Raw genomic sequence first — 22,834 nt, 5'->3', positions numbered from 1 at the left:
GAAGCCCACCGCCGTGCGCACCGAGCCGTAGGTGACCACCGAGAGCACGGCCGTGGCCAGTGTGCCCATCACGATCAGGGGGGCCACGTAGTGCATGCGGTCCCAGCGCACCAGGGCATAGGCCACACCCGACACCAGAACCAGGCAGGCCGCGATCCAGGCTTCGCGCTGCCCCGGGCTGGCGAACATCAGGTCGATCACCAGCACGATCAGCGCGGCGATGCCGGTCAACAGCGCCAGCAGCTCCAGCACCCGCTTGCGCTGGCCGTCCGGCGCAGGGGTCTGGTCCGTCGGTTCCAGAAGGCGGGAGGAGGTCGGAGGCATGGGGGTCGGTCGGCAGGCGCCCGCTGTCAGCCCTGCGCCGTGGGCAGGCCCGGCGTGTTGCACCACTCGCTCCAGCTGCCCGGGTAGAGCTTCGCGCGGCCCAGGCCGGCGATTTCCATGGCCAGCAGGTTGGGCACGGCGCTCACGCCGCTGCCGCAGTGGTGCACCACGGTGGCGGGGTCGCGGCCGGCGAGCAGGCGGTCGAACTCGGCACGCAGTTCGGCCGCGGGCTTGAAGCGACCGTCCGGCGCCGCGTTGTCACCGAAAGGGCGGTTGAGCGCGCCGGGGATGTGGCCGGCCACCGGATCCAGCGGCTCGGTCTCGCCGCGAAAGCGCGCACCTGCGCGGGCGTCGATCAGGGTCATGGCGGGGCGCCCGAGCGCGCCGGCGATGTCCGCCGTGCTCACGGTCTGCACCAGCGGCTCGCGCAGTTCGAAGACCGCTGGCTTCGGAGGGTTCGCGGGACCGCTTTCCACGGCACCGCCGGCCGCCTTCCAGGCCGCCAGCCCGCCGTCCAGCACGGCCACGGCCTCGTGGCCGCACCACTTGAGCATCCACCACAGGCGACCGCTGGTGGTGATGGCCTGGCGGTCCAGTACCACCACCTGCTGGCTGTTGTCCAGGCCCAGCTGGCCCAGGCGGGCGGCGAAGGTGGCGCGCGAGGGCAGCGGGTGGCGCCCGCCGCTGGCGCGGTCGGGGCCGGACTTGTCGCTCAGGTGGTGCTCCAGGTGCACGTGCACCGAGCCCGGGAGGTGCTCGGCCTCGAACTGGGCCAGGCCTGCCTCGGGCTTCATCAGCTCGTAACTGCAGTCAAAGATGCGCAACGGGGCGCCACGGGCGATGAGTTGCTGGAGTTCGGGTGCGGAGATCAGGGTCGTGTGCATGCGCGCATTGTGGGGCAGATGCCCCTCAGTGTTCTTCCGCGGGTGCATTCGGCACGGTGCGGGTGCGCAGCACGGTGGCGGTGATGCCGCTGACGATGATCAGCGCCATGCCCAGCCAGCCCATCAGCGGCAGCTGGTCGCCGAAGAAGACGATGCCGTAGATGCCGGCGATCACGATGCCCGAGTACTGCAGGTTGCGCCACCACCATGGTCGCGCCGCGCGAGTAGGCGCGCGTCATGCAGAGCTGGCCGAACAACGCCAGCAGGCCGATGGGCAGCAGCCACAGGGCGCTGGGCCAATGCCAGGGGCTCACGCCCGCGAACAGCATGCCGATTCCGCCGGCGAGCACGGCGCCGATCGAGAAGTAGAAGACGGTGCGGCTCTCGGGCTCCCCGGCGCGCGAGAGCGCGGCCACCTGCAGGTAGGCGAAGGCCGCGAAGATGCCCGAGAGCAGGCCCACCAGCGCGCCCACCACCTGGTGGTCGGCCAGCGTGGGGCGCAGCATCATGGCGACGCCGCCAAAGCCCATGAGCACCGTGAGGAACAAGGGGCCCTGCTCGCGGATGGGGGCGTTGCGCCCCTGCATGAGCAGGGCGCCACCGAGCAGGAAGGTGGCGATCCACACGCTGCTCATGTAGTTCAGCGTCATGGCCGTGGCCAGGGGCAGGGCGGCGATGGCGAAGAACCAGGCGGTGAGCGAGATCGTGCCGACAATGCTGCGCCAGACATGCATCATGGGCATGCTGGTGCGCAGCGACACGCCGTTCACGCGCGTCATCGCGATCAGGAAGATCGCACCCACCACGCCGCGGTAGAAGACGATCTCGAAACTGTTGAAGTGGCTGGACGCGAACTTGATGCACACGCCCATGGAGGCGAAGAACAGCGAGGCGAGCAGCATCCACAGGGCCTGCATGGATCAGGCTCCTGTGGGCGAAGGGCACATGCCGGTGCCGATGGCGTCAGCCCGGGATGGCGCCCGCCATGTGGCGGCGGTACCACTCGTGGAAGTGCTGCATGCCATCTTCCATCGGGCTCTGATAGGGGCCGACCTCGTTGTCGCCACGCGCGAGCAGGGCCTTGCGCCCGGCGTCCATGCGTTCGGCGATCTCGTCGTCCTCGATGCAGGTCTCCATGTACGCCGCGCGCTGCGCCTCGACGAACTCGCGCTCGAAGGCCGCGATTTCCTCGGGGTAGTAGAACTCGACCATGTTGAGGGTCTTGTCCACGCTGACGGGGTGCAGGGTCGAGACCGTGAGCACGTGCGGGTACCACTCCACCATGATGTGCGGGTAGTAGGTGAGCCAGATCGCGCCGTGTTCGGGCATCTTGCCCTGGCGGTACTGCATCAGCTGCTCGTGCCAGCGCTGGTAGACCGGGCTGCCGGCCTTGCCCAGCAGGTTGGCCGGGCCCACGGTCTGCACCGAGTACGCCGGCTTGAACTCCCAGCGCAGATCTTCGCAGGTGACGAAACCACCCAGGCCCGGGTGGAAGGGGGCGACGTGGTAGTCCTCCAGATAGACCTCGATGAAGGTCTTCCAGTTGTAGTTGCACTCGTGCAGCTCCACGTGGTCGAGCACCATGCCCTCGAAGTCGAGCGCGGCGCGTGGCCCCATGTTCGCCAGGTCGGCCTGCACGTCGCGTCCGTTGTCCTCGAACAGCAAACCGTTCCACTCGCGCAGCGGGTAGTTGTTGAGGTTCAGGCAGGGGTCCTGCTCGAAGTGCGGCGCGCCGAGCAGGCGCCCGGCCTGTTCACCGTGCGTGCCACTGTAGGTCCAGCGGTGCAGAGGGCAGACGATGTTGCCGCCGGCGCTGCCGCTGCGGGTCTCGCCGAGGTTGCCCCGGCCCTTGAGCATGACGGCCTGGCGGTGGCGGCACACGTTGGAGACCAGCTCCACCCCTTTGTCGGTGCGCACCAGGGCGCGACCACCGGCCTCATGCGGCAGTGCGTGGTAGTCCCCCACATGGGGAACCGCGAGTTGGTGCCCCACATACCGGGGCCCGCGCTGGAAGAGCGTTTCCTTTTCGCGCTGGAACAGCGCCTCGCTGAAGTAGCTGGAAACCGGAAGTTGGCTTGCGGCCTGCTGCAGTTGAAGACTTAAATCAGACATGGTGGTCCTGACCTAGAGACTCCCCCTATGAAGGGGCAGGGTAAGCGCTGTGCTCGTCAGACGAATTCGCGCGGGATGGGTGGGGTGGTGCGTCCCTCCGGACAGGGGCTGTCCGTAGTGAAGAGGTGTGGAGAAAAAAAGAGAGCGGATTGTACCCCGGGGGGGAATATCCCTGCCGGGCATAAAATGCCGGTTTCACCAGGCCATCTTCAGCACCCCAAGGCCGGGCCCATGCAGCCCGCCCCACCGCGCGGCGAAGCAAGTACCGCGGTTTGCGAAGGGCCTCAGCCCACAGAATCCATGCCCACACCTTCCCCCTCCCGCGCCCCCCGTGCGGCCCCTTCTCCCCATGCGCCCGCCAGCTACGAGGCGGCGCTGGAAGAACTGGAGCAACTGGTGGCCCAGCTCGATGCCGGACAACTGCCGCTGGACCAGTTGCTGACCCGTTACCAGCGGGGCGCGGAGTTGCTCGCGTTCTGCCGCTCGCGGCTGGATGACGTGGAAAACCAGATCAAGGTGCTCGAAGGCGGCACGCTCAAGCCCTGGGACGCGCCGTGAACGCCGTGCTCTCCGATACCCACGATTTCGTGGCCTGGCGCCAAGCGCAACAGGACGCGGTGGAACGCGCGTTGGAGCGCTGGGTGTCCGCCGACGCGCCCGCCGGGCTGGGCGACGCCATGCGCTACGCCGTGCTCGACGGCGGTAAGCGCCTGCGCCCGCTGCTGGTGCTGCGCAGCCTGCGAAGCGGTGGGCGGCCACGCGGCGGCGGCGATGCGCGCGGCCTGCGCGGTCGAACTCATCCACGCCTACTCGCTGGTGCACGACGACATGCCTTGCATGGACAACGACGTGCTGCGGCGGGGCAAACCCACGGTGCACGTGCAGTTCGGCCAGGCCCAGGCCCTGCTGGCGGGCGACGCGCTGCAGGCCCTGGCCTTCGAACTGCTGGTGCCGGGCGACGGCAGCCTGAGCGATGGCATGAGCGCGCGCCTGTGCCGCCTGCTGGCGCTCGCGGCCGGGGCCGACGGCATGGCCGGCGGGCAGGCCGTCGACCTCGCCAGTGTGGGCGTGGCACTTGACCAGCCCGCGCTCGAAGCCATGCACCGCCGCAAGACCGGTGCCCTGCTGCAGGCCAGCGTGACCATGGGCGCGGCCACCGGCACGCCCTCGCCCCAGGCCCTGGCCCTGCTCGCCGAGTACGGCGCCTGCGTGGGCCTGGCCTTCCAGGTGGTGGACGACATCCTCGACGTCACCGCCGACTCGGCCACGCTGGGCAAGACCGCCGGCAAGGACGCCGCGGCCGACAAACCCACTTTCGTCTCCCTGATGGGGCTGGACCAGGCACAGGCCTATGCCGACCGCGTGCTGGCCCAGGCCCACGACACCTTGCGCCGCTCCGGCCTCGACCACACCGCCACCCTGCACGCCCTGGCCGACTGGGTGGGGCGGCGTGCGTCCTGAGGCCCGAAACAAGGCCGATCCACCATGACCCAAGCGCCCCCGCCCATGAATTCCCTGTTGTCGACCATCGAATCCCCCGCCGATGTGCGCCAACTCGCGCGCACGCAACTTTCGCCGCTGGCTGATGAACTGCGCGCTTTTCTGCTGCAGAGCGTGGCGCGGACGGGCGGTCACCTCAGCTCCAACCTCGGCACGGTGGAACTCACGGTGGCATTGCATTACGTCTTCAACACCCCCGATGACCGCCTGGTCTGGGACGTGGGCCACCAGACCTACCCGCACAAGATCCTGACCGGCCGGCGCGACCGCATGGGCACGCTGCGCCAGTTCGGCGGCATCAGCGGCTTTCCGCGCCGCGACGAGAGCGAGTACGACACCTTCGGCACCGCGCACTCGTCCACCAGCATCTCGGCCGCGCTGGGCATGGCGCTGGCCTCCAAGATCAAGGGCGAGCCGCGCAAGTCCATCGCCATCATCGGCGACGGCGCCATGACCGCCGGCATGGCCTTCGAGGCGCTGAACAACGCCGGCGTGGCCGAGGGCCGCCTGCTGGTGGTGCTCAACGACAACGACATGTCGATCTCCCCGCCTGTGGGGGCGCTCAACCGCTACCTGGCCCAGCTCATGAGCGGGCAGTTCTACGCCGCCGCGAAAAACGTGGGCAAGCAGGTGCTCAAGGGGGCGCCGCCCCTGTTCGAACTGGCCAAGCGCTTCGAGGAGCACGCCAAGGGCATGGTGGTGCCGGCCACGCTGTTCGAGAAATTCGGCTTCAACTACATCGGGCCGATCGATGGCCACGACCTCGAATCGCTGATTCCCACGCTGGAGAACATCCGCCACCTGCTCGACACCGACAGCGGCCCGCAGTTCCTGCACGTGGTCACCAAGAAGGGCCAGGGCTACAAGCTCGCCGAAGCAGACCCCGTGGCCTACCACGGCCCGGGCACCTTCGACCCCGCGGTGGGCATCACCAAGCCCGCCACACCGTCCAAGACCACCTTCACCCAGGTGTTCGGCCAATGGCTGTGCGACATGGCCGAGGCCGATCCGCGCCTGGTCGGTATCACGCCGGCCATGCGCGAAGGCTCGGGCATGGTCGAGTTCGAGCGCCGCTTCCCCGCGCGCTACTTCGATGTCGGCATCGCCGAACAGCACGCCGTGACCTTCGCCGCCGGCCTGGCCTGCGAGGGGCTCAAACCGGTCGTGGCGATCTACTCCACCTTCCTGCAGCGCGCCTACGACCAGCTCATCCACGACGTGGCGCTGCAGAACCTGCCGGTGGTGTTCGCGCTGGACCGCGCCGGCCTCGTCGGTGCCGACGGCGCCACGCACGCGGGCGCCTACGACATCGCCTACCTGCGCTGCATCCCCAACATGGCCGTGGCCTGCCCGGCCGACGAGGCCGAGTGCCGCCAGCTGCTGAGCACCGCGTTCGCGCAGAACCAGCCTGTGGCGGTGCGTTATCCGCGCGGTGCAGGTGCGGGTGTGGCCCAGCCCGCCGGGCTCGAAGGCCTGCCCTTTGGCCGTGGCGAGCTGCGCCGCAAGGGCCGGCGCGTGCGCAATTCTGGCCTTCGGCACCTTGCTGCAGCCCGCGCTGGCCGCCGGCGAGAAGCTGGGCGCCAGCGTCGCGACATGCGCTGGGTCAAGCCGCTCGATGTGGAACTGCTGCGCGAGCTGGCCTCGTCGCACGACGCCTTGGTCACAGTCGAGGAAGGCAGTGTGATGGGTGGCGCTGGCAGCGCCGTGATGGAGGCCTTGCAGTCAGAGGGCTTCGCACTGCCCGTGCTGCAGCTGGGCCTGCCGGACACCTTCGTCGACCACGGCGATCCGGCTCGGCTGCTGGCCGGTCTGGGGCTGGATGGAACGGGCATCGAACGCGCCATCCGCACGCGTTTTGGCAATCTGCTCGCGCCCGTGGTGAAAGCGGTCGGCTGAACTGCAGCGCCGGAGCGTGGAAAACGGGTTTACCCTGCACGCAGGCCCTTTGATGCAAAAAAGGCATCCCCTACAATCAGCCGCTCCATACCACCCACACGCAGCTGCGGTACTTCGCTCGCTGCGTGTTTCTTTATCCATCGATAAATGGGGTGTGGGGTCTATGTTCACAAGAAATGGGAATCAGGATGGGTGCACTTCTCAACTTCTCTCGGGCCATCGACAGGCTCAACGCCTGGGTGGGCAGACACGCGATCTGGCTGATCATGGGTTCCACGGTCATCAGCGCCGTCAACGCGCTTGTGCGCTACACCTTCAACACCAGCTCCAACGCCTTCCTCGAGATCCAGTGGTATCTCTTTGCCTGGTCGTTCCTGATAGCGGCCGGTTTCACGCTGCTCAACCGGGAGCATGTGCGCATCGATGTCCTCAACAGCCGTTTGCCCAAGAAGGCGCAGATTTGGATTGACATCCTCGGCTTCGCTTTCTTCCTCACACCGGTGTGCCTGCTCGTGCTGTATTACGGCATCCCGATCTTCATGGAGAAGTACACCTCGGGCGAGATGTCGGGCAACCCCGGTGGCCTGATCCGCTGGCCAGTGTGGCTGGCGATCCCGGCAGGCTTCATCCTGCTGATGCTCCAGGGCTGGTCCGAACTCATCAAGCGCGTGGCCTTCCTCACCGGGCGGGGTCCCGACCCCACGATCAAGGCCGGCGAGAAGTCTGCCGAGGAAGAACTGGCCGAGATCCTGAGCCAGCGCGATGCCGCCAAAGGCACGCCAGTCTCGCAGTAACCGGCCAAGGAATCGACGATGGAATTCATTGCGGCGAACTTCGCCCCGATCATGTTTGCGGGGCTCATCATCTTTCTGCTGCTGGGTTTCCCGGTGGCCTTCAGCCTGGGCGCCTGTGGCCTGGCCTTCGGCATCGTCGGCATCGAGATGGGCGTGTTCCCGTCTTCGGTGCTGGCCTGGCTGCCGCAGCGCCTGATCGGCATCATCGCCAACGACACCTTGCTGGCGGTGCCTTTCTTCACGCTCATGGGCCTGATCCTGGAGCGCAGCGGCATGGCCGAGGACCTGCTCGACACCGTTGGCCAGGTCTTCGGACCGATGCGTGGCGGCCTGGCGCTGGCGGTGGTTTTCGTGGGTGCGATGCTGGCCGCGACCACGGGTGTGGTGGCGGCTTCGGTCATTTCGATGGGCCTGATTTCTCTGCCCATCATGCTGCGCTATGGCTACGACCGCCAGTTTTCCAGTGGCGTGATCGCGGCCTCGGGCACGCTGGCGCAGATCATTCCGCCCTCGCTGGTGCTCATCATCATGGCCGACCAGCTGGGCCGCAGCGTCGGTGACATGTACAAGGGGGCCTTCATCCCGGCCTTCATGCTGGTCGGCTGTTACGTGCTCTACATCGCCTGCCTGGCCGATCTTCAAGCCCGCCAGCGTGCCTGCGCTGCCGACCGAGGCGCGCATCTACCGCGAGCCCAATGGCAGCGGCGGCTACCAGTCGCTGTTGGTGCTGATGGTGGTCTCGTTCATGGTCTCCATCGTGCTGGCGCGCTACATGCCCGAAGTCCACACCTGGTGGCTGGGCCGCGAGGTGACCTCCGTGCCCACCGACGAGAAGGTCGTCGTGGCCATGGCTGGCGGTGCCTTCGTGGCTCTCGTGATGGCCCTGGCGAACAAGTACGCGAAGCTGGGCTTGCTCTCGCGCCTGGCCGAGCGGGTGACCTTCGTGCTGATCCCTCCGCTGCTGCTGATCTTCCTGGTGCTCGGCACCATCTTCCTGGGCATCGCCACCCCTACCGAGGGCGGTGCCATGGGGGCGATGGGCGCCATCATCATGGCCCTGATGCGCAAGCGGCTGGACATGAAGCTGCTCAAACAGGCCCTGGCCACGACCACCAAGCTTGGCAGCTTCGTGATGTTCATCCTGATCGGGGCCACGATCTTCGGCCTGGTGTTCCAGGCGGCCGATGGTCCGATCTGGGTGGAGCATCTGCTGGCCGACCTGCCGGGCGGCCCGGTTGGTTTCCTGATCGTGGTCAACATCCTGATCTTCTTCCTGGCCTTCTTCCTCGACTATTTTGAACTCTCGTTCATCGTGGTGCCGCTGCTGGCGCCGGTGGCCGACAAGCTGGGCATCGACCTGATCTGGTTCGGCGTGCTGTTGGCGGTGAACATGCAGACCTCGTTCATGCACCCGCCGTTCGGCTTCGCGCTGTTCTTCCTGCGCTCGGTGGCGCCCGACAAGCCCTATGTGGACCGGGTGACCAACAAGGTCATGGCCCCGGTCACGACCATGCAGATCTACAAGGGAGCGATCCCCTTCCTGATCATCCAGCTGTTCATGGTCGGTGTGCTGATCGCCTTCCCGGGGCTGGTCACGGGCAGCCTCGACAAGGTCGGTGACTACGACCTCAAGGCCGTGGGAGAGCAGATGATGGAAGACCTCAACCCGGGCTCCGAAGGTGGCTACGGTGCGGACGATCAGACCGCGCCGTCAGAAGAAGGTCAGGAGCAGCCCTCTGCAAAGCCGGAAGCGGCTGGCGAAGCAGGCCCCGACGCCAAGGCCGCCACGGAAGACGACCCCATGAAGGCCATGCAGGAAGCCCTCGGCCGCAAGTGAGCTCTGCCAGCGGCGTGCCTGCGGCGTGACGAAGCGCAGGCTGTCGAGGGAAAACCCTCGGCGGCCTTGCCCTTGAGACACGGCAGATATCAATAGAATCAAAAGACCGTTCTTCATCCCGGTGTGTGCCACGCAAGAGGCTGCGCCTTTCTTTCAAGCTTTCATCAAGCAATCCTGGAGCAATCTCAATGGATCGTCGTTCTATCGTGAAGAGTGCCGGCCTGGCCGGCGTGCTGGCCGCTGGTGTGGCACCGGCCGTGCATGCGCAAGCTGCGGTGCGCTGGCGCCTGGCTTCGAGTTTCCCTCGTTCGCTGGACACCATCTTCGGCAGTGCCGAGAAGCTGTCGCAGACCGTCAAGGCACTGTCGGGTGGCAAGTTCGAGATTTCCGTTCACCCAGCGGGCGAATTGATGCCTGCCTTTGGCGTCGTGGACGCGCTTCAGGGCGACAACATCGACATGGCCCAGACGGCCGCCTATTACTTCACCGGCAAGGACCCTGTTTTCGCCTTCAGCTGCGCGGTGCCCTTTGGCCTGACCGCCCGGCAGAACACCGCTTGGAAGCAGCATGGCAATGGCGGCAAGCTGCTCGATGAATTCTTCGCTCAGTACAACTTCCGCACCGCCAGCGCCGGCAACACGGGCACGCAGATGGGCGGCTGGTACCGCAAGGAGATCAAGACTGCCGCCGACCTCAAGGGCCTGAAGATGCGCATGGGCGGCGGCGTGTTCGGCGAGGGCATGGCCAAGCTGGGTGTGGTGTCGCAGAACCTGCCGGCCGGTGAGGTGTACCAGGCGCTGGAAAAAGGCACGCTGGACGCGGCCGAATTTGTCGGTCCGCACGACGACGCCAAACTCGGCTTTCACAAGGTGGCTCCGTTCTACTACTACCCGGGCTGGTGGGAAGGCGGCGCCGATCTGGAGTTCTTCATCAACCTGAAGAAGTTCAACGCCCTGTCGGATGAAAACAAGGCCATCCTGAACGCCGCCATGGCCGTGGCCGCGACCGACATGACCGCCAAGTACGATGCCGTGAACCCGATCGCATTGAAGAAGCTGGTGGCCGAGAAGACCCAGCTCAAGGCGTTCCCCAAGGCGGTGATCGATGCCGGCTTCAAGGCCTGCATGGAAGTGTTCGCCGAGCACGAAGCCAAGTCGCCCACCTTCAAGAAGATCCACCAGGACATGCGCACCTTCCAGCGCGATCAGATTCTGTGGAACCGTTTCTCGGAGTTCCCGTTCAACCAGTACATGGCTGGCGTGAAGATCTGATCTTGAAAGCTGCACCTGCGGTCCGGCTCGACCGGGTCCATGGTGTATCTGGGCAGGGGCCCGCTGCGTGCAGCGGGCCTTTTCGTTCCCACTGACACCGTCTCGGTTTTTATGAAACTTGATGTCCGCATCCTGGATCCGCGTTTGGTCAGCCAGATGCCTTCCTACGCCACGCCCGGCAGTGCCGGCCTCGATCTGCGGGCCTGCCTCGACGCGCCGCTGGTGCTGGCGCCCAACGCGTGGCAACTGGTGCCGACCGGCCTGGCGATCCACCTGGCCGACCCCGGCTACGCCGCCATGATCCTGCCGCGCTCCGGCCTGGGCCACAAATACGGCATCGTGCTCGGCAACCTGGTCGGCCTGATCGACAGCGACTACCAGGGCCAGCTCATGGTGAGCGCCTGGAACCGAAGCGACGTGGCCTTCACCATCGAGCCCATGGAGCGCATTGCGCAGATGGTGATCGTGCCCGTGGTGCAGGCGGAGTTCAACGTGGTGAACGACTTCGCCACCGCGAGCGAGCGCGGCGCCGGTGGTTACGGTTCCACGGGCAGAGGATAAAAGACCGTCGTCGCGCGAGGCGGTTTGATCAAGAGGTGCCGCGGAACCGGCTTTGCCGGGCCACAGGCACCGCCCCCTTGAGGGGGACGCGCGCAGCGCGGCGGGGGTGTGTCCTGATCAGTGGAGTGTGTGGGGGCCGGGCGGCGTGAGGCCCGGGCCCTGCAGTTCGTCGGGCGCGTCCACCTGCATGCGGAAGAAGCCGGTGCCCAGCGTGCCCTGGCCGATTTCGTCTTCCCGGGCCTCGCGCACCGCGTGCACCTTCAGGCTGATGCGCAGGGCGATGCCGGCCAGGGGGTGGTTGCCGTCCAACACCACGTGCTCGGGGTAGATGTCGCTGATGAAGTACAGGCGGTCCTTGGGGGCCGAGGGGTTGCAGCCCGGGGGCAGGCCCTCGAAACCCATGCCTTCTTCGATCTCGTCGGGCAGCAGGTGGCGGGGTTCGAGGAACAGCAGGCGGTCGTCGTAGTCGCCGAAGGCGTCGGCCGGCTCCAGGTGCAGGTCGATCGTGTCGCCCGCCGAGTGGTTCAGCAGGGCTTCCTCGATCTTGGCCAACAGGTCGTTGCCGCCCACGAGGAACTCCACCGGCTCATCGAGCACGTCGAGTTCTTCGCCCAGCGTGTCCTTGAGGGTCCAGGTCAGCGCGACCACGCATTGTTGGTTGATTTTCATCCGACAATTGTCCCATGCTCCATGCTTCCCCATCCAGCCCCCCCTCTTTGTCCGCCCCCGCGCCGGACCTGCCCTGCGACCTGCTCGGCGGCCTCAGCCCGGCGCAGTTCATGCGCCGGCACTGGCAGAAAAAGCCGCTGCTGATCCGCAACGCCATCCCGGGTTTCACGCCCTTGTTGAGCCGGCAGCAGCTGTTCGACATGGCCGCCGATGAAGCGGTCGAGTCGCGCCTGATCGTGCGCAAGCCCCAGGGCTGGACGCTCAGGCAAGGCCCCTTGACCCGCCCACAGCTGCCGCCGCTGCGCCAACCGGGCTGGACCCTGCTGGTGCAGGGTGTCGACCAGCACCTGGATGCCGCGCACGAGTTGCTCCAGCGCTTCCGTTTCGTGCCCGACGCGCGCCTGGACGATCTGATGATTTCCTGGGCCAGCGACGCCGGCGGCGTGGGCCCGCACTTCGACAGCTACGACGTGTTCCTGCTGCAGGCCACCGGGCAGCGGCGCTGGCGCATCGGCCGGCAGAAGGATTTGTCTCTGCAGCCCGACGTGCCGCTCAAGATCCTCAGCCATTTCGAGCCCGAGGAAGAGCATGTGCTCAACCCGGGCGACATGCTGTACCTGCCGCCGCGCTGGGCGCACGACGGGGATGCGGTGGGCGGGGACTGCAGCACCTACTCCATCGGTTTTCGCGCGCCGCAGCGCGGCGGCCTGGCGGGTGAACTGCTGCAGCGCATGGCCGACGAGCTGGACGACGACACGCTCTTTCGTGACCCGGGGCAGCCCGCCACCGCGACCCCGGCGGCCATGCCTGCCGCGCTCGAAGCCTTCGCGGTGGACGCCTTGCAGCGCCTGCTGGCGGAACGCGAGTCGCTGGCCTGCGCGCTGGGCGAGGTCATGACCGAGCCCAAGCCGCGCATCTGGTTCGACGAACCCGAGGGGGACTGGGCGCCGGGCGCCTTGCGGCTGGACCGGCGCACGCGCATGATGTACGACGAACGCCACATCTTCATCAACGGCGAGAGCTTTCGTGCCGGTGGTGCCGATGCCCGCCTCATGCGCGCGCTGGCCGACCAGCGCGCGCTGGACCAGCGGCAGGTGGTCCGCGCGAGCGAAGGTGCGCAGGCCCTGCTGCAGGACTGGTTCGACGCCGGCTGGCTGCACCGCATCGAACCCGCTTGAGGCGCTGTGGGCGCCTCGTCAGGAGACCCGCATGACCGATCCCCTGGATGCTTCGATCGCCGCGCTGCCCGAAGGCCGGCTCTCCGGCCGCGTGGCCTTCATCGACCTGATCCGGCAGGCCTTCGCCACGGCGGCGCAAGAGGGCTGGCCGCGCATGGTCCTGTGCGACGCGGACTTCGCCGACTGGCCGCTGGGCGAACGCGATGTGGTGGCTTCGCTCAATGCGTGGTCGCAGCGCGGCCGTTCGCTGCATCTGCTGGCGCGCGACTACAGCGTGTTGCGGCAGATGCACCCGCGTTTCGTGCAGTGGCGCAGCACCTGGGGGCACCTGGTGGAGGCGCAGGCCTGTGCCAGTGCCTCGGTGGGCGAACTGCCCAGCGTGTTGTGGTCACCGGCCTGGACGCTGCAGCGGCTGGACCCCCTGCGATGCACCATGGTGGTGAGCCGCAGCGCGGAGCGCCGCGTGGCCCTGCAGGAGCAGCTGCAGGAGTGGGCGCTCAAGAGCACGCCCGCTTTCCCGGCGTCCACACTGGGGCTGTGAGCAAAGGTAAAAACAACCCCTCTCGCTTCTTGCACCAGGACGGGGCGGTATCATCCGCGCGGCAGGGGAGGGTTGTCACGTCAACCCACTCCGCTGGATGGCCTCCCGTCACACAACACCCAGGGTGCGTGGAACCTTTCCGAACCGGTCGTTCGACCGCCTGTCTTTCTCATCCATTGGAACTGTCATCATGAAAAAAACCATCCTGCTCGCCAGCCTGTTGGCCGCCATCGCCTTGACCGCCTGCGGCAAGAAGGAAGAGGCACCGGTCGCCGCACCGGCACCTGCCGCTGAACCCGCTCCGGCCGCTGCTGCGCCTTCCATGGCCGGCGCTGCCGAATCCGCCAAGGAAGCCGGCGCTTCCGCCGTCGATGCCGCCAAGGAAGCCACCGCTGCCACCGTGGACGCTGCGAAGGAAGCCGGTGCCGCCACCGCCGACGCCGCCAAGGCCGCAGGCGCTGCCACCGCGGACGCCGCCAAGGAAGTGGCCGACAAGGCCAAGGAAGCCGCCGCCGATGCCAAGGCCGCTGTGAAGTGACCCAGCCCTGAGGGGCAGGCCCGCGCTGCGGGCCGGTCAAAGAAAAAGCCGCCCTCGGGCGGCTTTTTCCTTGGTGCGTGGCGTTCTTACTTGAGGTCTTCGGCCAGCAGTTTGGCAATGCGCTGCGCGGACGCCGAGCTGTCCGGCCGACCCTGGCTGTCGAGCACCGCGACGGTGGTCTGGTTCTCGACGCTCTTGACCGACACGCGGAAGCGCTCGGTCGAGGCCTCGGTCTTCGAAGCGCCGAACATCTTGGCGAAGAAGCCTGGCTCCTTGGCGTTGACCACGGGTTCGACGTAGCGCACGAAGTAGAGGCCCTGGCTGCGGTCGCGGTCTTCCACGGTGAAGCCCGTGCGATCGAGCGACAGGCCGACGCGGCGCCACGCGCGGTCGAAGTTGTCGTCGAACTGCACCACGGGCGCGTTGTTCACCATGGCGACACGCGCCGCGGCCTGCACCGGCGCGGTGGCGGTCACGGCCCGGGATTGCGCCTCGCTCACGCCGAGCTTGACCATCAGGCGGCGCAGGAACTCGGTTTCCAGCTCCACGTCGGCCGGGCGCGGCTGCCACACGGTCTGGTCTTTTTCCTTGGTGGAATAGACCTCCACCATGCCGCGGTGGCTGATGTAGATCTCGGTGCCGCCGTTGGCGGTGCGTTCGAAGCGGGTGCGGAAACGGTCGCGTTCGCCGGTGGAGTAGAGGTTCTCGAACACCTTGCCGATGGTCGAACGGATGAAGTCCTGCGGCAGCTTGGCGCGATTCTCGGCCCAATCGGTTTCCATGATGCCCAGGCCTTCCTGGTCGATGTCGAGCAGGAAACCGTTTTCCTGCCAGAAATCGCGCACCGGGCTCCAGAGCTTGTCGGCCGGGCGGCTCACCACGAGCCAGCGCTGGTTGCCCGCGCGCTCGATGCGCACGTCGCCCACGCTCACGGCGGCGGTGCTGGCGGCCGTGGCCTGCGCGGGTTGGGCGGTTTCATAGCCGCTGGCAGTGACCACCGAGCCGGGCACGTTGTAGCGCGAATCCCGGGTGAGCTGGCTCAGGTCGGGCGGCACGTCCAGGGTGCTGCCGCGCTTGGCGCTCTTGTAGTCGATCTTGTCTTCCTGCAGCATCGAGCAGCCCGAAACCACGAGGGCGGCGGCGGCCAGGAGGCCCAGGCGGGTCAGGATGCGCGGGGTCGAGGACAGGGTTCGGTTGGACATGAATGGGGCTCGGTAGGAACGAAAGGGGTCAGGAAATGAGGCCGGCCTGCTTCAGCGCGCCTTCGACCACGGGCGCCAGGGAGCGCGTCATGGGGGTCATCGGCAGGCGCATGGCCTCGTTGCACAGGCCCATGCGGGCCATGGCCCACTTGAGCGGGATCGGGTTGGCTTCCACGAACAGGTTCTTGTGCACCGGCATGAGCTGGAGCTGGATCGCCATGGCGCGCTTGACGTCGCCCGCGATCGCGGCCACGCACAGCTCGTGCATCAGGCGCGGGGCGATGTTGGCGGTGACGCTGATGTTGCCCTGGCCGCCACACAGCATGAGGGCCACGGCGGTCGGGTCGTCGCCCGAGTAGATCGAGAAACCTTTGGGCACGTCGCGGATCAGCCACTGCGCGCGCTCGATGTTGCCGGTGGCTTCCTTGATGCCGACGATGCCGGGCACCTGCGCCAGGCGCAGCACGGTGTCGTGCGCCATGTCGGCCACGGTGCGGCCGGGCACGTTGTAGAGCACGGTGGGCAGGTCGCCCACGGCTTCGGCAATCGCCTTGAAATGCTGGTACTGGCCCTCTTGCGTGGGCTTGTTGTAGTAGGGCACGACCTGCAGCTGGCAGTCGGCGCCCACGCTCTGGGCGAAGCGCGCGAGCTCGATGGCCTCGGCGGTGGAGTTGGCGCCGCAGCCGGCCATGATGGGCACGCGCTTGGCGCCGTGCGTCTTGGCCTGCTCGACCGAGACGCGGATGATCTCGCAGTGTTCCTCGACGTTGACCGTGGGCGATTCGCCCGTGGTGCCGACCACGCCGATGCAGTCCGTGCCCTCGGTGATGTGCCAGTCGATCAGTTTGCGCAGCGTGGGGTAGTCGACGCTGCCGTCTTCATGCATGGGCGTGACCAAGGCCACGATGCTGCCGGTGATGGGGTTCATAGGCTAAAGGCTCAAATGGAGGCGTCCACTCTGCATCGCCCCGGTGGGGCGGGCAGCGCGCGCGAATCTTGCATTCTACCCAGTGGCATCCAGCGGATACCTGGGCGGCGGCACGGGGGTCCCGGGCCGTTTTCGCACCGCCGCCAGCCGCTGGACAAAGCGCTCGGGGCGGTCGCAGAAACCATCTTCATAGGCCACCACGTGCAGACCCTGGCTGGCCTGCAAAAGTTCGCCCGGTTGCAGCAGAAAGTCGGGCCGCGAGGGCTTGCCCACGCTCTCGTTGCCGGCTGCGAAGGTCTCGTACAGCAGCAGGCCGCCTTCGGCCACGCTGTCCACGATGCGGGGCAGCAGGGCGCGCCAGAGGTAGTTGGTGACGACCACCGCGTCGAAACGCTCGCCGTCGAACGGCCAGGGCCCGTTCTCGATGTCGGCCAGCACGGCGCGGCCCAGGGGCTGCACGGCGGCGATGGCCTCGGGCGAACGGTCCACGCCGGTGACGGGGTGGCCCCGCTGGGCGAACCAGCGCAGGTGGCGACCCTGGCCGCAGGCCACGTCGAGCACCGAACCGCCGGTGGGCGCCAGGTGCGACCAGCGCCGCACCCACGCCGAAGGCGCCTCGGTGCCATGCATCAGAAGCAGCTCCAGATCTGGTCGGCCAGGTTCACCAGGAACTCGGGCCGGTGGTAGAGCGCGAACGTCGCCAGCAGGGCCGCGCCAGCCGCGGCCCAGGCCAGGGCGCGCACGGCCACAGGCTTCACGCCGCGGCTCCCACGCGCTGCGGGGCGCGCGCGATCGGGCCTTCGCGCACCGGCAGGTTCACCAGTCCGGCGAACACGCCCAGCGCGATCGCGAGGTACCAGACGATGTCGTAGCTGCCGGTCCTGTCGTACAGCACGCCGCCCAGCCACACGCCCAGGAAGCTGCCGATCTGGTGGCTGAAAAAGATGAAGCCGCCCAGCATGGACATGTGGGCCACACCGAAGATCTGCGCCACCACCGCGTTGGTGGGTGGAATGGTGGAGAGCCAGAGCAGGCCCATGACGGCGGAGAACACGTAGACGCTCATGGGCGAGAGTGGCGCGATCAGGAACACGGCGATCACCGCGGCGCGCGCGAAGTAGATGAAGGCCAGGATGTGGCGCTTGGCCAGGCGCTGGCCCAGCGCGCCAGCGGCGTAGGTGCCGATCACGTTGAACAGGCCGATCAGCGCCAGCGCGTAGCTCGCCACCTGGGGCGACAGGCCGTGGTCCTTGAGGTAGCTGGGCATGTGCACGCCGATGAACACCACCTGGAAACCGCAGACGAAATAGCCGGCCATCAGCAGCTGGAAGCTGCGGTAGCGGAAGGCCTCGCGCAAGGCCTGGCCAATGGTCTGTTCGCGGTGCACCGGCGCGCCGCCCGCGAAGCCCGGTTCGCGCAGGCCCAGGGCCAGCGGCATCACCAGCAGCACGGCGCCTGCGAGGAACAGCAGGGCCTGTTGCCAGCCGAAGCTGCTGATCAGCCAGCCTTCCACCGGCACCATCAGGAACTGGCCGAACGACCCGGCCGCGGCGGCCACGCCCATGGCCCAGGAGCGCTTCTCGGCCGGAATCTGCCGGCCGATCACGCCGTAGATCACCGCGTACGTGGTGCCGGCCTGGGCCGCGCCGATCAGCACGCCGGTGGTGAGCGCGAAACCCAGAGACGAGGTGCTCAGCGCCATCCCGGCCAGACCCAGGGCATAGGCCACCGCACCGCCGATCAGCACGCGGAAGGCGCCGAAACGGTCGGCCGCCATGCCGGCGAAGATGCCGAAGATCCCCCAGGACAGGTTCTGGATCGCCAGGGCGAACGAGAACGTCTCGCGGGACCAGCCCTGCGCCTGGGTGATGGGCTGCAGCCACAGGCCGAAGCCGTGGCGGATGCCCATGGACAGGGTGACGATCAGGGCGCCGCAGGCCAGCACCTGCAGGGCAGAGAGGCGGGGCGGGGTCGGGAGGGTGGGGGTCGAGGGCATCCGGGAACTGTAGCGAAGATGGATGGGCCTTGCCTGTCACGGGCATGCCGCGAAGGCTTGATATTTTCCCGCGCCACTGATGAATCGCGCGCATCGCTGGTCGGCCTGAAGCCGAAAGTCTGTATTTGCATACAGTCTTCGGGGCATACAATCCGCCCCCATGGCGACCCAAACACCCAACGAATACTCCGAAGGCTCGATCCGCGTCCTCAAGGGGCTGGAACCGGTCAAGCAGCGGCCGGGCATGTACACCCGCACCGACAACCCGCTGCACATCATCCAGGAAGTGCTGGACAACGCGGCCGACGAGGCCCTGGCCGGGCACGGCAAGAAGATCAAGGTCACGCTGCATGCCGATCATTCGGTCAGCGTGGAAGACGACGGCCGGGGCATCCCGTTCGGCCTGCACCCCGAGGAAAAGGCCCCGGTGGTCGAACTCGTGTTCACCCGTTTGCACGCGGGCGGCAAGTTCGACAAGGGCAAGGGCGGCGCCTACAGCTTCTCCGGCGGCCTGCACGGCGTGGGCGTGAGCGTGACCAACGCGCTCTCCACCCGGCTGGAAGTGACCAGTTTCCGCGAGGGCCAGGTGCGCAAAACTGGCGTTCTCCGCTGGCGACGTGATCGAACCGCTGGTGATCTCGCCCAAGGGCGCAGACGACCGCAAGCAGGGCACCACGGTGCGCGCCTGGCCCGACGCCAAGTACTTCGAAGCCGCCACCCTGCCCATGGCCGAACTCACCCACCTGCTGCGCAGCAAGGCGGTGCTGATGCCGGGCGTGAGCGTGACGCTGGTGAACGAAAAGACCAAGGACACCCAGACCTGGCTCTACAAGGGCGGCCTGCGCGACTACCTGCAGCAGACGCTCACCGGCGAGCCGGTCATTCCCCTGTTCGAGGGCGAAGGCTTCGCCGACAGCGGGCACGACAGCTTCGCCGAAGGCGAGGGCGCGGCCTGGTGCGTGGCCTTCACCGAAGACGGCCAGCCGGTGCGCGAGAGCTACGTCAACCTGATCCCCACCAGCGCGGGCGGCACGCACGAAAGCGGCCTGCGCGACGGCCTGTTCCAGGCGGTCAAGGGCTTCATCGAACTGCACGCGCTGCTGCCCAAGGGCGTGAAGCTGCTGCCCGAAGACGTGTTCGCGCGTGCCAGCTACGTGCTCTCGGCCAAGGTGCTCGACCCGCAGTTCCAGGGCCAGATCAAGGAGCGCCTGAACTCGCGCGACGCCGTGCGCCTGGTCGGCAGCTTCGTGCGCCCCGCGCTCGAGCTCTGGCTCAACCAGCACGTGGACTACGGCAAGAAGCTCGCAGAGCTCGCCATCAAGGCCGCGCAGTCGCGGCAGAAGGCCGGCCAGAAAGTCGAAAAACGCAAGGGCTCCGGCGTGGCCGTGCTGCCCGGCAAGCTCACCGACTGCGAGAGCAAGGACCTCGCGCACAACGAGGTGTTCCTGGTCGAGGGCGACTCGGCCGGCGGCAGCGCCAAGATGGGCCGCGACAAGGAAAGCCAGGCCGTGCTGCCGCTGCGCGGCAAGGTGCTCAACACCTGGGAAGTCGAGCGCGACCGCCTGTTCGCCAACACCGAAATCCACGACATCGCGGTCGCCATCGGCGTGGACCCGCACGGCCCGAACGACACGCCCGACCTCAGCGGCCTGCGCTACGGCAAGGTCTGCATCCTGTCCGACGCCGACGTCGACGGCTCGCACATCCAGGTGCTGCTGCTCACGCTGTTCTTCCGCCACTTCCCCAAACTCATCGAGGCCGGCCACGTGTACGTGGCGCGCCCGCCGCTGTTCCGCGTGGACATCCCCGCGCGCGGCAAGAAGCCGGCGGCCAAGCAGTACGCGCTGGACGAAGGCGAGCTGCACGCCATCCTCGACAAGACCGCCAAGGACGGCGTGCCGCCCGAGAAATGCCAGATCAGCCGTTTCAAAGGCCTGGGCGAAATGAGCGCCGAGCAGCTGTGGGACACCACCCTCAACCCCGATACGCGCCGCCTCATGCCGGTCGTGCTCGGCGCGATCGACTTCGCCGGCACCGAAGCCCTCATCACCAAACTCATGGGCAAGGGCGAAGCCGCCTCGCGCCGCGAGCTGATGGAGTTGCATGGCGACTCGGTCGAAATCGATATCTAGTTGAACTCCCCCCGCGCCGCTTCGCGTCACCCCTCAGGGGCGACACTGGCAGACCGGCAGAGCCGGATCTGCGGTGTCCTTGACCGAATCGCCGCCTTGAACGAAGAACTGATTTGCCATGACTGAAACTCCTGAACTGCCGCTGTCCGCGCCGGACGACGACGGCATGAACCTCGCGAACTACGCGCAGCGCGCCTACCTCGAATACGCGCTTTCGGTCGTGAAAGGCCGCGCCCTGCCCGACGTGTGCGACGGCCAGAAGCCGGTGCAGCGCCGCATTCTCTACAGCATGGACCGCATGGGGCTGGGCTTCAGCGGGCCCAACCGCAACACGGCCGCGCGCCCGGTGAAAAGCGCGCGCGTGGTCGGCGACGTGCTGGGCCGCTTCCACCCGCATGGCGACCAGGCCGCCTACGACGCGCTGGTGCGCATGGCACAGGACTTCGCGCAGCGCTATCCGCTGATCGACGGCCAGGGCAACTTCGGCTCGCGCGATGGCGACGGTGCCGCGGCCATGCGTTACACCGAAGCGCGCCTGGCAAAGATCACCACCCTGCTGCTCGACGAGATCGACGAGGGCACGGTGGACTTCGTGCCCAACTACGACGGCTCCACCGTCGAGCCCAAGCAGCTGCCCGCGCGCCTGCCGTTCAACCTGCTCAACGGCGCCAGCGGCATCGCCGTCGGCCTGGCGACCGAGATTCCCAGCCACAACCTGCGCGAGGTGGCCGACGCCTGCGTGGCGCTGGTGAAGAACCCCAAGCTGGCCGACGACGAGCTGTTCGCGCTGCTGCCCGGGCCCGACTACCCCGGCGGCGGCCAGATCATCAGCCCCGCCAGCGACATCGCCGACGCCTACCGCACCGGCCGCGGCAGCCTCAAGGTGCGCGCGCGCTGGAAGATCGAGGACCTCGCGCGCGGCCAGTGGCAGCTCGTGGTGACCGAGCTGCCGCCGGGCGTGAGCACGCAGCGCGTGCTCGAAGAGATCGAGGAACTCACCAACCCCAAGGTGAAGGCTGGCAAGAAGGCGCTGACGCAGGAACAGACGCAGCTCAAGGCCAGCATCCTCATGGTGCTCGACGGCGTGCGCGACGAGTCGAGCAAGGACGCGCCCGTGCGCCTGCTGTTCGAGCCCAAGAGCAGCCGCATCGAACAGCAGGAACTCATCACCGCGCTGCTGGCCCACACCAGCCTGGAAACCTCGGCGCCGATCAACCTCACCATGGTGGGGCTCGACGGCCGGCCGACGCAGAAGTCGCTGCGGCAGATGCTCACCGAGTGGATCGAATTCCGCCAGGGCACCATCACCCGCCGCTCGCAGCACCGCCTCACCAAGGTGCTGGACCGCATCCACATCCTCGAAGGCCGGCAGCTGGTGCTGCTCAACATCGACGAGGTGATCCGCATCATCCGCCACAGCGACGAGCCCAAGGCCGCGCTGATCGAGCGCTTCAAGCTCAGCGACCGCCAGGCCGAGGACATCCTGGAAATCCGGCTGCGCCAGCTGGCGCGGCTCGAAGCCATCAAGATCGAGCAGGAGCTCAAGGAACTGCGCGAAGAGCAGGGCAAGCTCGAAGACATTCTGGGCAACCCCGGCAGCCTCAAGCGCCTGATGGTGAAAGAGATCGAGGCCGACGCCAAGACCTTCGCCGACGAGCGCCGCACGCTGATCCAGGCCGAGAAGAAGGCCGTGGCCGAGATCAAGGTGGTGGACGAGCCGGTGACGGTGGTGATCTCCAGCAAGGGCTGGGTGCGCGCGCGCACCGGCCACGGCCACGAGGCCGGCAGCTTCGCGTTCAAAGCCGGCGACGGCCTGTACGGCACCTTCGAGTGCCGCACGGTGGACACGCTCATCACCTTCGGCAGCAACGGGCGCGTGTACTCGGTGCCCGTGGCCAGCCTGCCGGGCGCGCGCGGCGACGGCCAGCCCATCACCACGCTGATCGAACTCGAAAGCGGCACGCAGCCGCTGCACTACTTCGCCGGCCCGGCCAATGCGGCGCTGCTGCTCAGCAGCAGCGGCGGCTACGGCTTCCTGGCCACGGTGGAGAACATGGTGTCGCGCCAGCGCGGCGGCAAGACCTTCCTCAACCTCGGCGAAGGCGAAACGCCGTGCGCGCCGTCGCACGCGGCCTTCACCTCCGGCGGCGTGCCGCTGGTGCCGGCCACGCACGTGTGCTGCGCCTCCACCGGCGGGCGCATCCTCACCTTCGAGATCGGCGAACTCAAGCTGATGGAGAAGGGCGGCCGTGGCCTGATGCTGATCGACCTCGAAGCCAAGGACACCCTGGCCGGCGCCGCCGCCTACACCCGCAGCGTGAAGATCGAAGGCATCGGGCGCGGCGGCAAGGAGCGCGAGGAAACGCTGGAGATCCGCAGCCTCAACAACGCGCGCGCCGCGCGGGCCCGCAAGGGCAAGGCGGCCGATCTCGGCTTCAAGCCCAGCCGCATCACGCGGGTGGAGTAAGGCG

At 67.5% G+C, this 22,834-nt stretch carries 17 protein-coding genes and 4 pseudogenes; 12 read left to right on the top strand and 9 right to left on the bottom strand.

The features are described 5' to 3' along the window. Positions 1–350: 350 nt before the first annotated feature. The 3 genes and pseudogenes from ACFJGX_RS22670 to ACFJGX_RS22660 form a co-directional block, all read right to left on the bottom strand. A complete protein-coding gene (locus ACFJGX_RS22670; RefSeq protein ID WP_382323743.1) occupies positions 351–1,208 on the bottom strand; it encodes a sulfurtransferase in 858 nt (285 codons plus the stop codon). Between the two features lie 25 nt (positions 1,209–1,233). Beyond that, positions 1,234–2,125: pseudogene (locus ACFJGX_RS22665) on the bottom strand (DMT family transporter). A gap of 46 nt (positions 2,126–2,171) precedes the next feature. Continuing rightward, the gene (locus ACFJGX_RS22660; protein ID WP_382323744.1) at positions 2,172–3,320 is read right to left on the bottom strand and encodes an aromatic ring-hydroxylating dioxygenase subunit alpha; all 1,149 of its coding nucleotides are present in this window, start codon (positions 3,318–3,320) and stop codon (positions 2,172–2,174) included. A 300-nt stretch (positions 3,321–3,620) separates the two neighbouring features. Here ACFJGX_RS22660 and xseB point away from each other — a divergent pair, with 300 nt between their 5' ends. The 7 genes and pseudogenes from xseB (at position 3,621) to dut (ending at position 11,179) form a co-directional block, all read left to right on the top strand. Then, positions 3,621–3,878 carry an exodeoxyribonuclease VII small subunit gene (gene xseB / locus ACFJGX_RS22655; protein ID WP_382323745.1) on the top strand — a complete coding sequence of 86 codons (258 nt, stop codon included), beginning with the start codon at positions 3,621–3,623 and terminating at the stop codon, positions 3,876–3,878. A gap of 5 nt (positions 3,879–3,883) precedes the next feature. After that, a pseudogene (locus ACFJGX_RS22650) lies at positions 3,884–4,781 on the top strand (polyprenyl synthetase family protein). A gap of 24 nt (positions 4,782–4,805) precedes the next feature. Continuing rightward, positions 4,806–6,716 (top strand): 1-deoxy-D-xylulose-5-phosphate synthase, encoded by a 1,911-nt coding sequence (gene dxs, locus ACFJGX_RS22645; RefSeq protein ID WP_382327121.1) that lies wholly within the window; start codon positions 4,806–4,808, stop codon positions 6,714–6,716. Positions 6,717–6,904: 188 nt separating this feature from the next. Further along, entirely contained in the window at positions 6,905–7,510 is a 606-nt protein-coding gene (locus ACFJGX_RS22640) for a TRAP transporter small permease subunit (RefSeq protein ID WP_382325535.1), read from the top strand. 18 nt (positions 7,511–7,528) lie between these two features. Next, positions 7,529–9,347 (top strand): annotated as a pseudogene (locus ACFJGX_RS22635) (TRAP transporter large permease subunit). 188 nt (positions 9,348–9,535) lie between these two features. Continuing rightward, positions 9,536–10,618, top strand: a complete 1,083-nt coding sequence (locus ACFJGX_RS22630) for a TRAP transporter substrate-binding protein DctP (protein ID WP_291111820.1) — start codon at positions 9,536–9,538, stop codon at positions 10,616–10,618. A gap of 111 nt (positions 10,619–10,729) precedes the next feature. Further along, positions 10,730–11,179 (top strand): dUTP diphosphatase, encoded by a 450-nt coding sequence (gene dut / locus ACFJGX_RS22625; protein ID WP_382323747.1) that lies wholly within the window; start codon positions 10,730–10,732, stop codon positions 11,177–11,179. Between the two features lie 117 nt (positions 11,180–11,296). Here the strand turns inward: dut and ACFJGX_RS22620 are convergent, their stop codons facing one another. Then, complete coding sequence (locus tag ACFJGX_RS22620) at positions 11,297–11,848, bottom strand: peptidylprolyl isomerase (RefSeq protein ID WP_382323748.1); 552 nt, start codon at positions 11,846–11,848, stop codon at positions 11,297–11,299. 14 nt (positions 11,849–11,862) lie between these two features. Here ACFJGX_RS22620 and ACFJGX_RS22615 point away from each other — a divergent pair, with 14 nt between their 5' ends. From ACFJGX_RS22615 to ACFJGX_RS22605, 3 genes are all read left to right on the top strand, one after another. After that, a complete protein-coding gene (locus tag ACFJGX_RS22615) occupies positions 11,863–13,026 on the top strand; it encodes a JmjC domain-containing protein (RefSeq protein ID WP_382323749.1) in 1,164 nt (387 codons plus the stop codon). A 31-nt stretch (positions 13,027–13,057) separates the two neighbouring features. Further along, the gene (locus ACFJGX_RS22610) at positions 13,058–13,567 is read left to right on the top strand and encodes a hypothetical protein (protein WP_382159576.1); all 510 of its coding nucleotides are present in this window, start codon (positions 13,058–13,060) and stop codon (positions 13,565–13,567) included. A gap of 190 nt (positions 13,568–13,757) precedes the next feature. After that, a complete protein-coding gene (locus tag ACFJGX_RS22605; protein ID WP_382159573.1) occupies positions 13,758–14,105 on the top strand; it encodes a hypothetical protein in 348 nt (115 codons plus the stop codon). Positions 14,106–14,191: 86 nt separating this feature from the next. Here ACFJGX_RS22605 and bamC read toward each other — a convergent pair whose 3' ends face one another. The 5 genes from bamC to ACFJGX_RS22580 form a co-directional block, all read right to left on the bottom strand. Next, entirely contained in the window at positions 14,192–15,307 is a 1,116-nt protein-coding gene (gene bamC, locus ACFJGX_RS22600) for an outer membrane protein assembly factor BamC (RefSeq protein WP_382323750.1), read from the bottom strand. A gap of 28 nt (positions 15,308–15,335) precedes the next feature. Continuing rightward, a complete protein-coding gene (dapA, locus tag ACFJGX_RS22595) occupies positions 15,336–16,235 on the bottom strand; it encodes a 4-hydroxy-tetrahydrodipicolinate synthase (protein WP_382159570.1) in 900 nt (299 codons plus the stop codon). Between the two features lie 75 nt (positions 16,236–16,310). Continuing rightward, positions 16,311–16,865, bottom strand: a complete 555-nt coding sequence (locus ACFJGX_RS22590; protein WP_382323751.1) for a class I SAM-dependent methyltransferase — start codon at positions 16,863–16,865, stop codon at positions 16,311–16,313. Further along, entirely contained in the window at positions 16,865–16,993 is a 129-nt protein-coding gene (locus ACFJGX_RS22585) for a hypothetical protein (RefSeq protein ID WP_382159564.1), read from the bottom strand. Before ACFJGX_RS22585 ends, ACFJGX_RS22590 begins: the two co-directional genes overlap by 1 nt. Beyond that, a complete protein-coding gene (locus ACFJGX_RS22580; RefSeq protein WP_382159561.1) occupies positions 16,990–18,231 on the bottom strand; it encodes an MFS transporter in 1,242 nt (413 codons plus the stop codon). The genes ACFJGX_RS22585 and ACFJGX_RS22580 overlap by 4 nt, the downstream gene beginning before the upstream one ends. A 160-nt stretch (positions 18,232–18,391) precedes the next feature. Between ACFJGX_RS22580 and ACFJGX_RS22575 the strand changes: the two are divergent. Continuing rightward, positions 18,392–20,363 (top strand): annotated as a pseudogene (locus tag ACFJGX_RS22575) (DNA topoisomerase IV subunit B). A 118-nt stretch (positions 20,364–20,481) separates the two neighbouring features. Continuing rightward, positions 20,482–22,830: a DNA topoisomerase IV subunit A gene (parC, locus tag ACFJGX_RS22570; RefSeq protein ID WP_382323753.1), complete on the top strand. Its 2,349-nt coding sequence runs from the start codon at positions 20,482–20,484 to the stop codon at positions 22,828–22,830. The last annotated feature ends 4 nt before the right edge of the window (positions 22,831–22,834 follow it).

It is taken from the genome of Hydrogenophaga sp. UC242_50 (assembly GCF_042697355.1).
Taxonomy (GTDB): domain Bacteria; phylum Pseudomonadota; class Gammaproteobacteria; order Burkholderiales; family Burkholderiaceae_C; genus Hydrogenophaga.
Note: the sequence above shows the minus strand (reverse complement) of the source record. Positions and strands in the feature narration are given on the sequence as shown.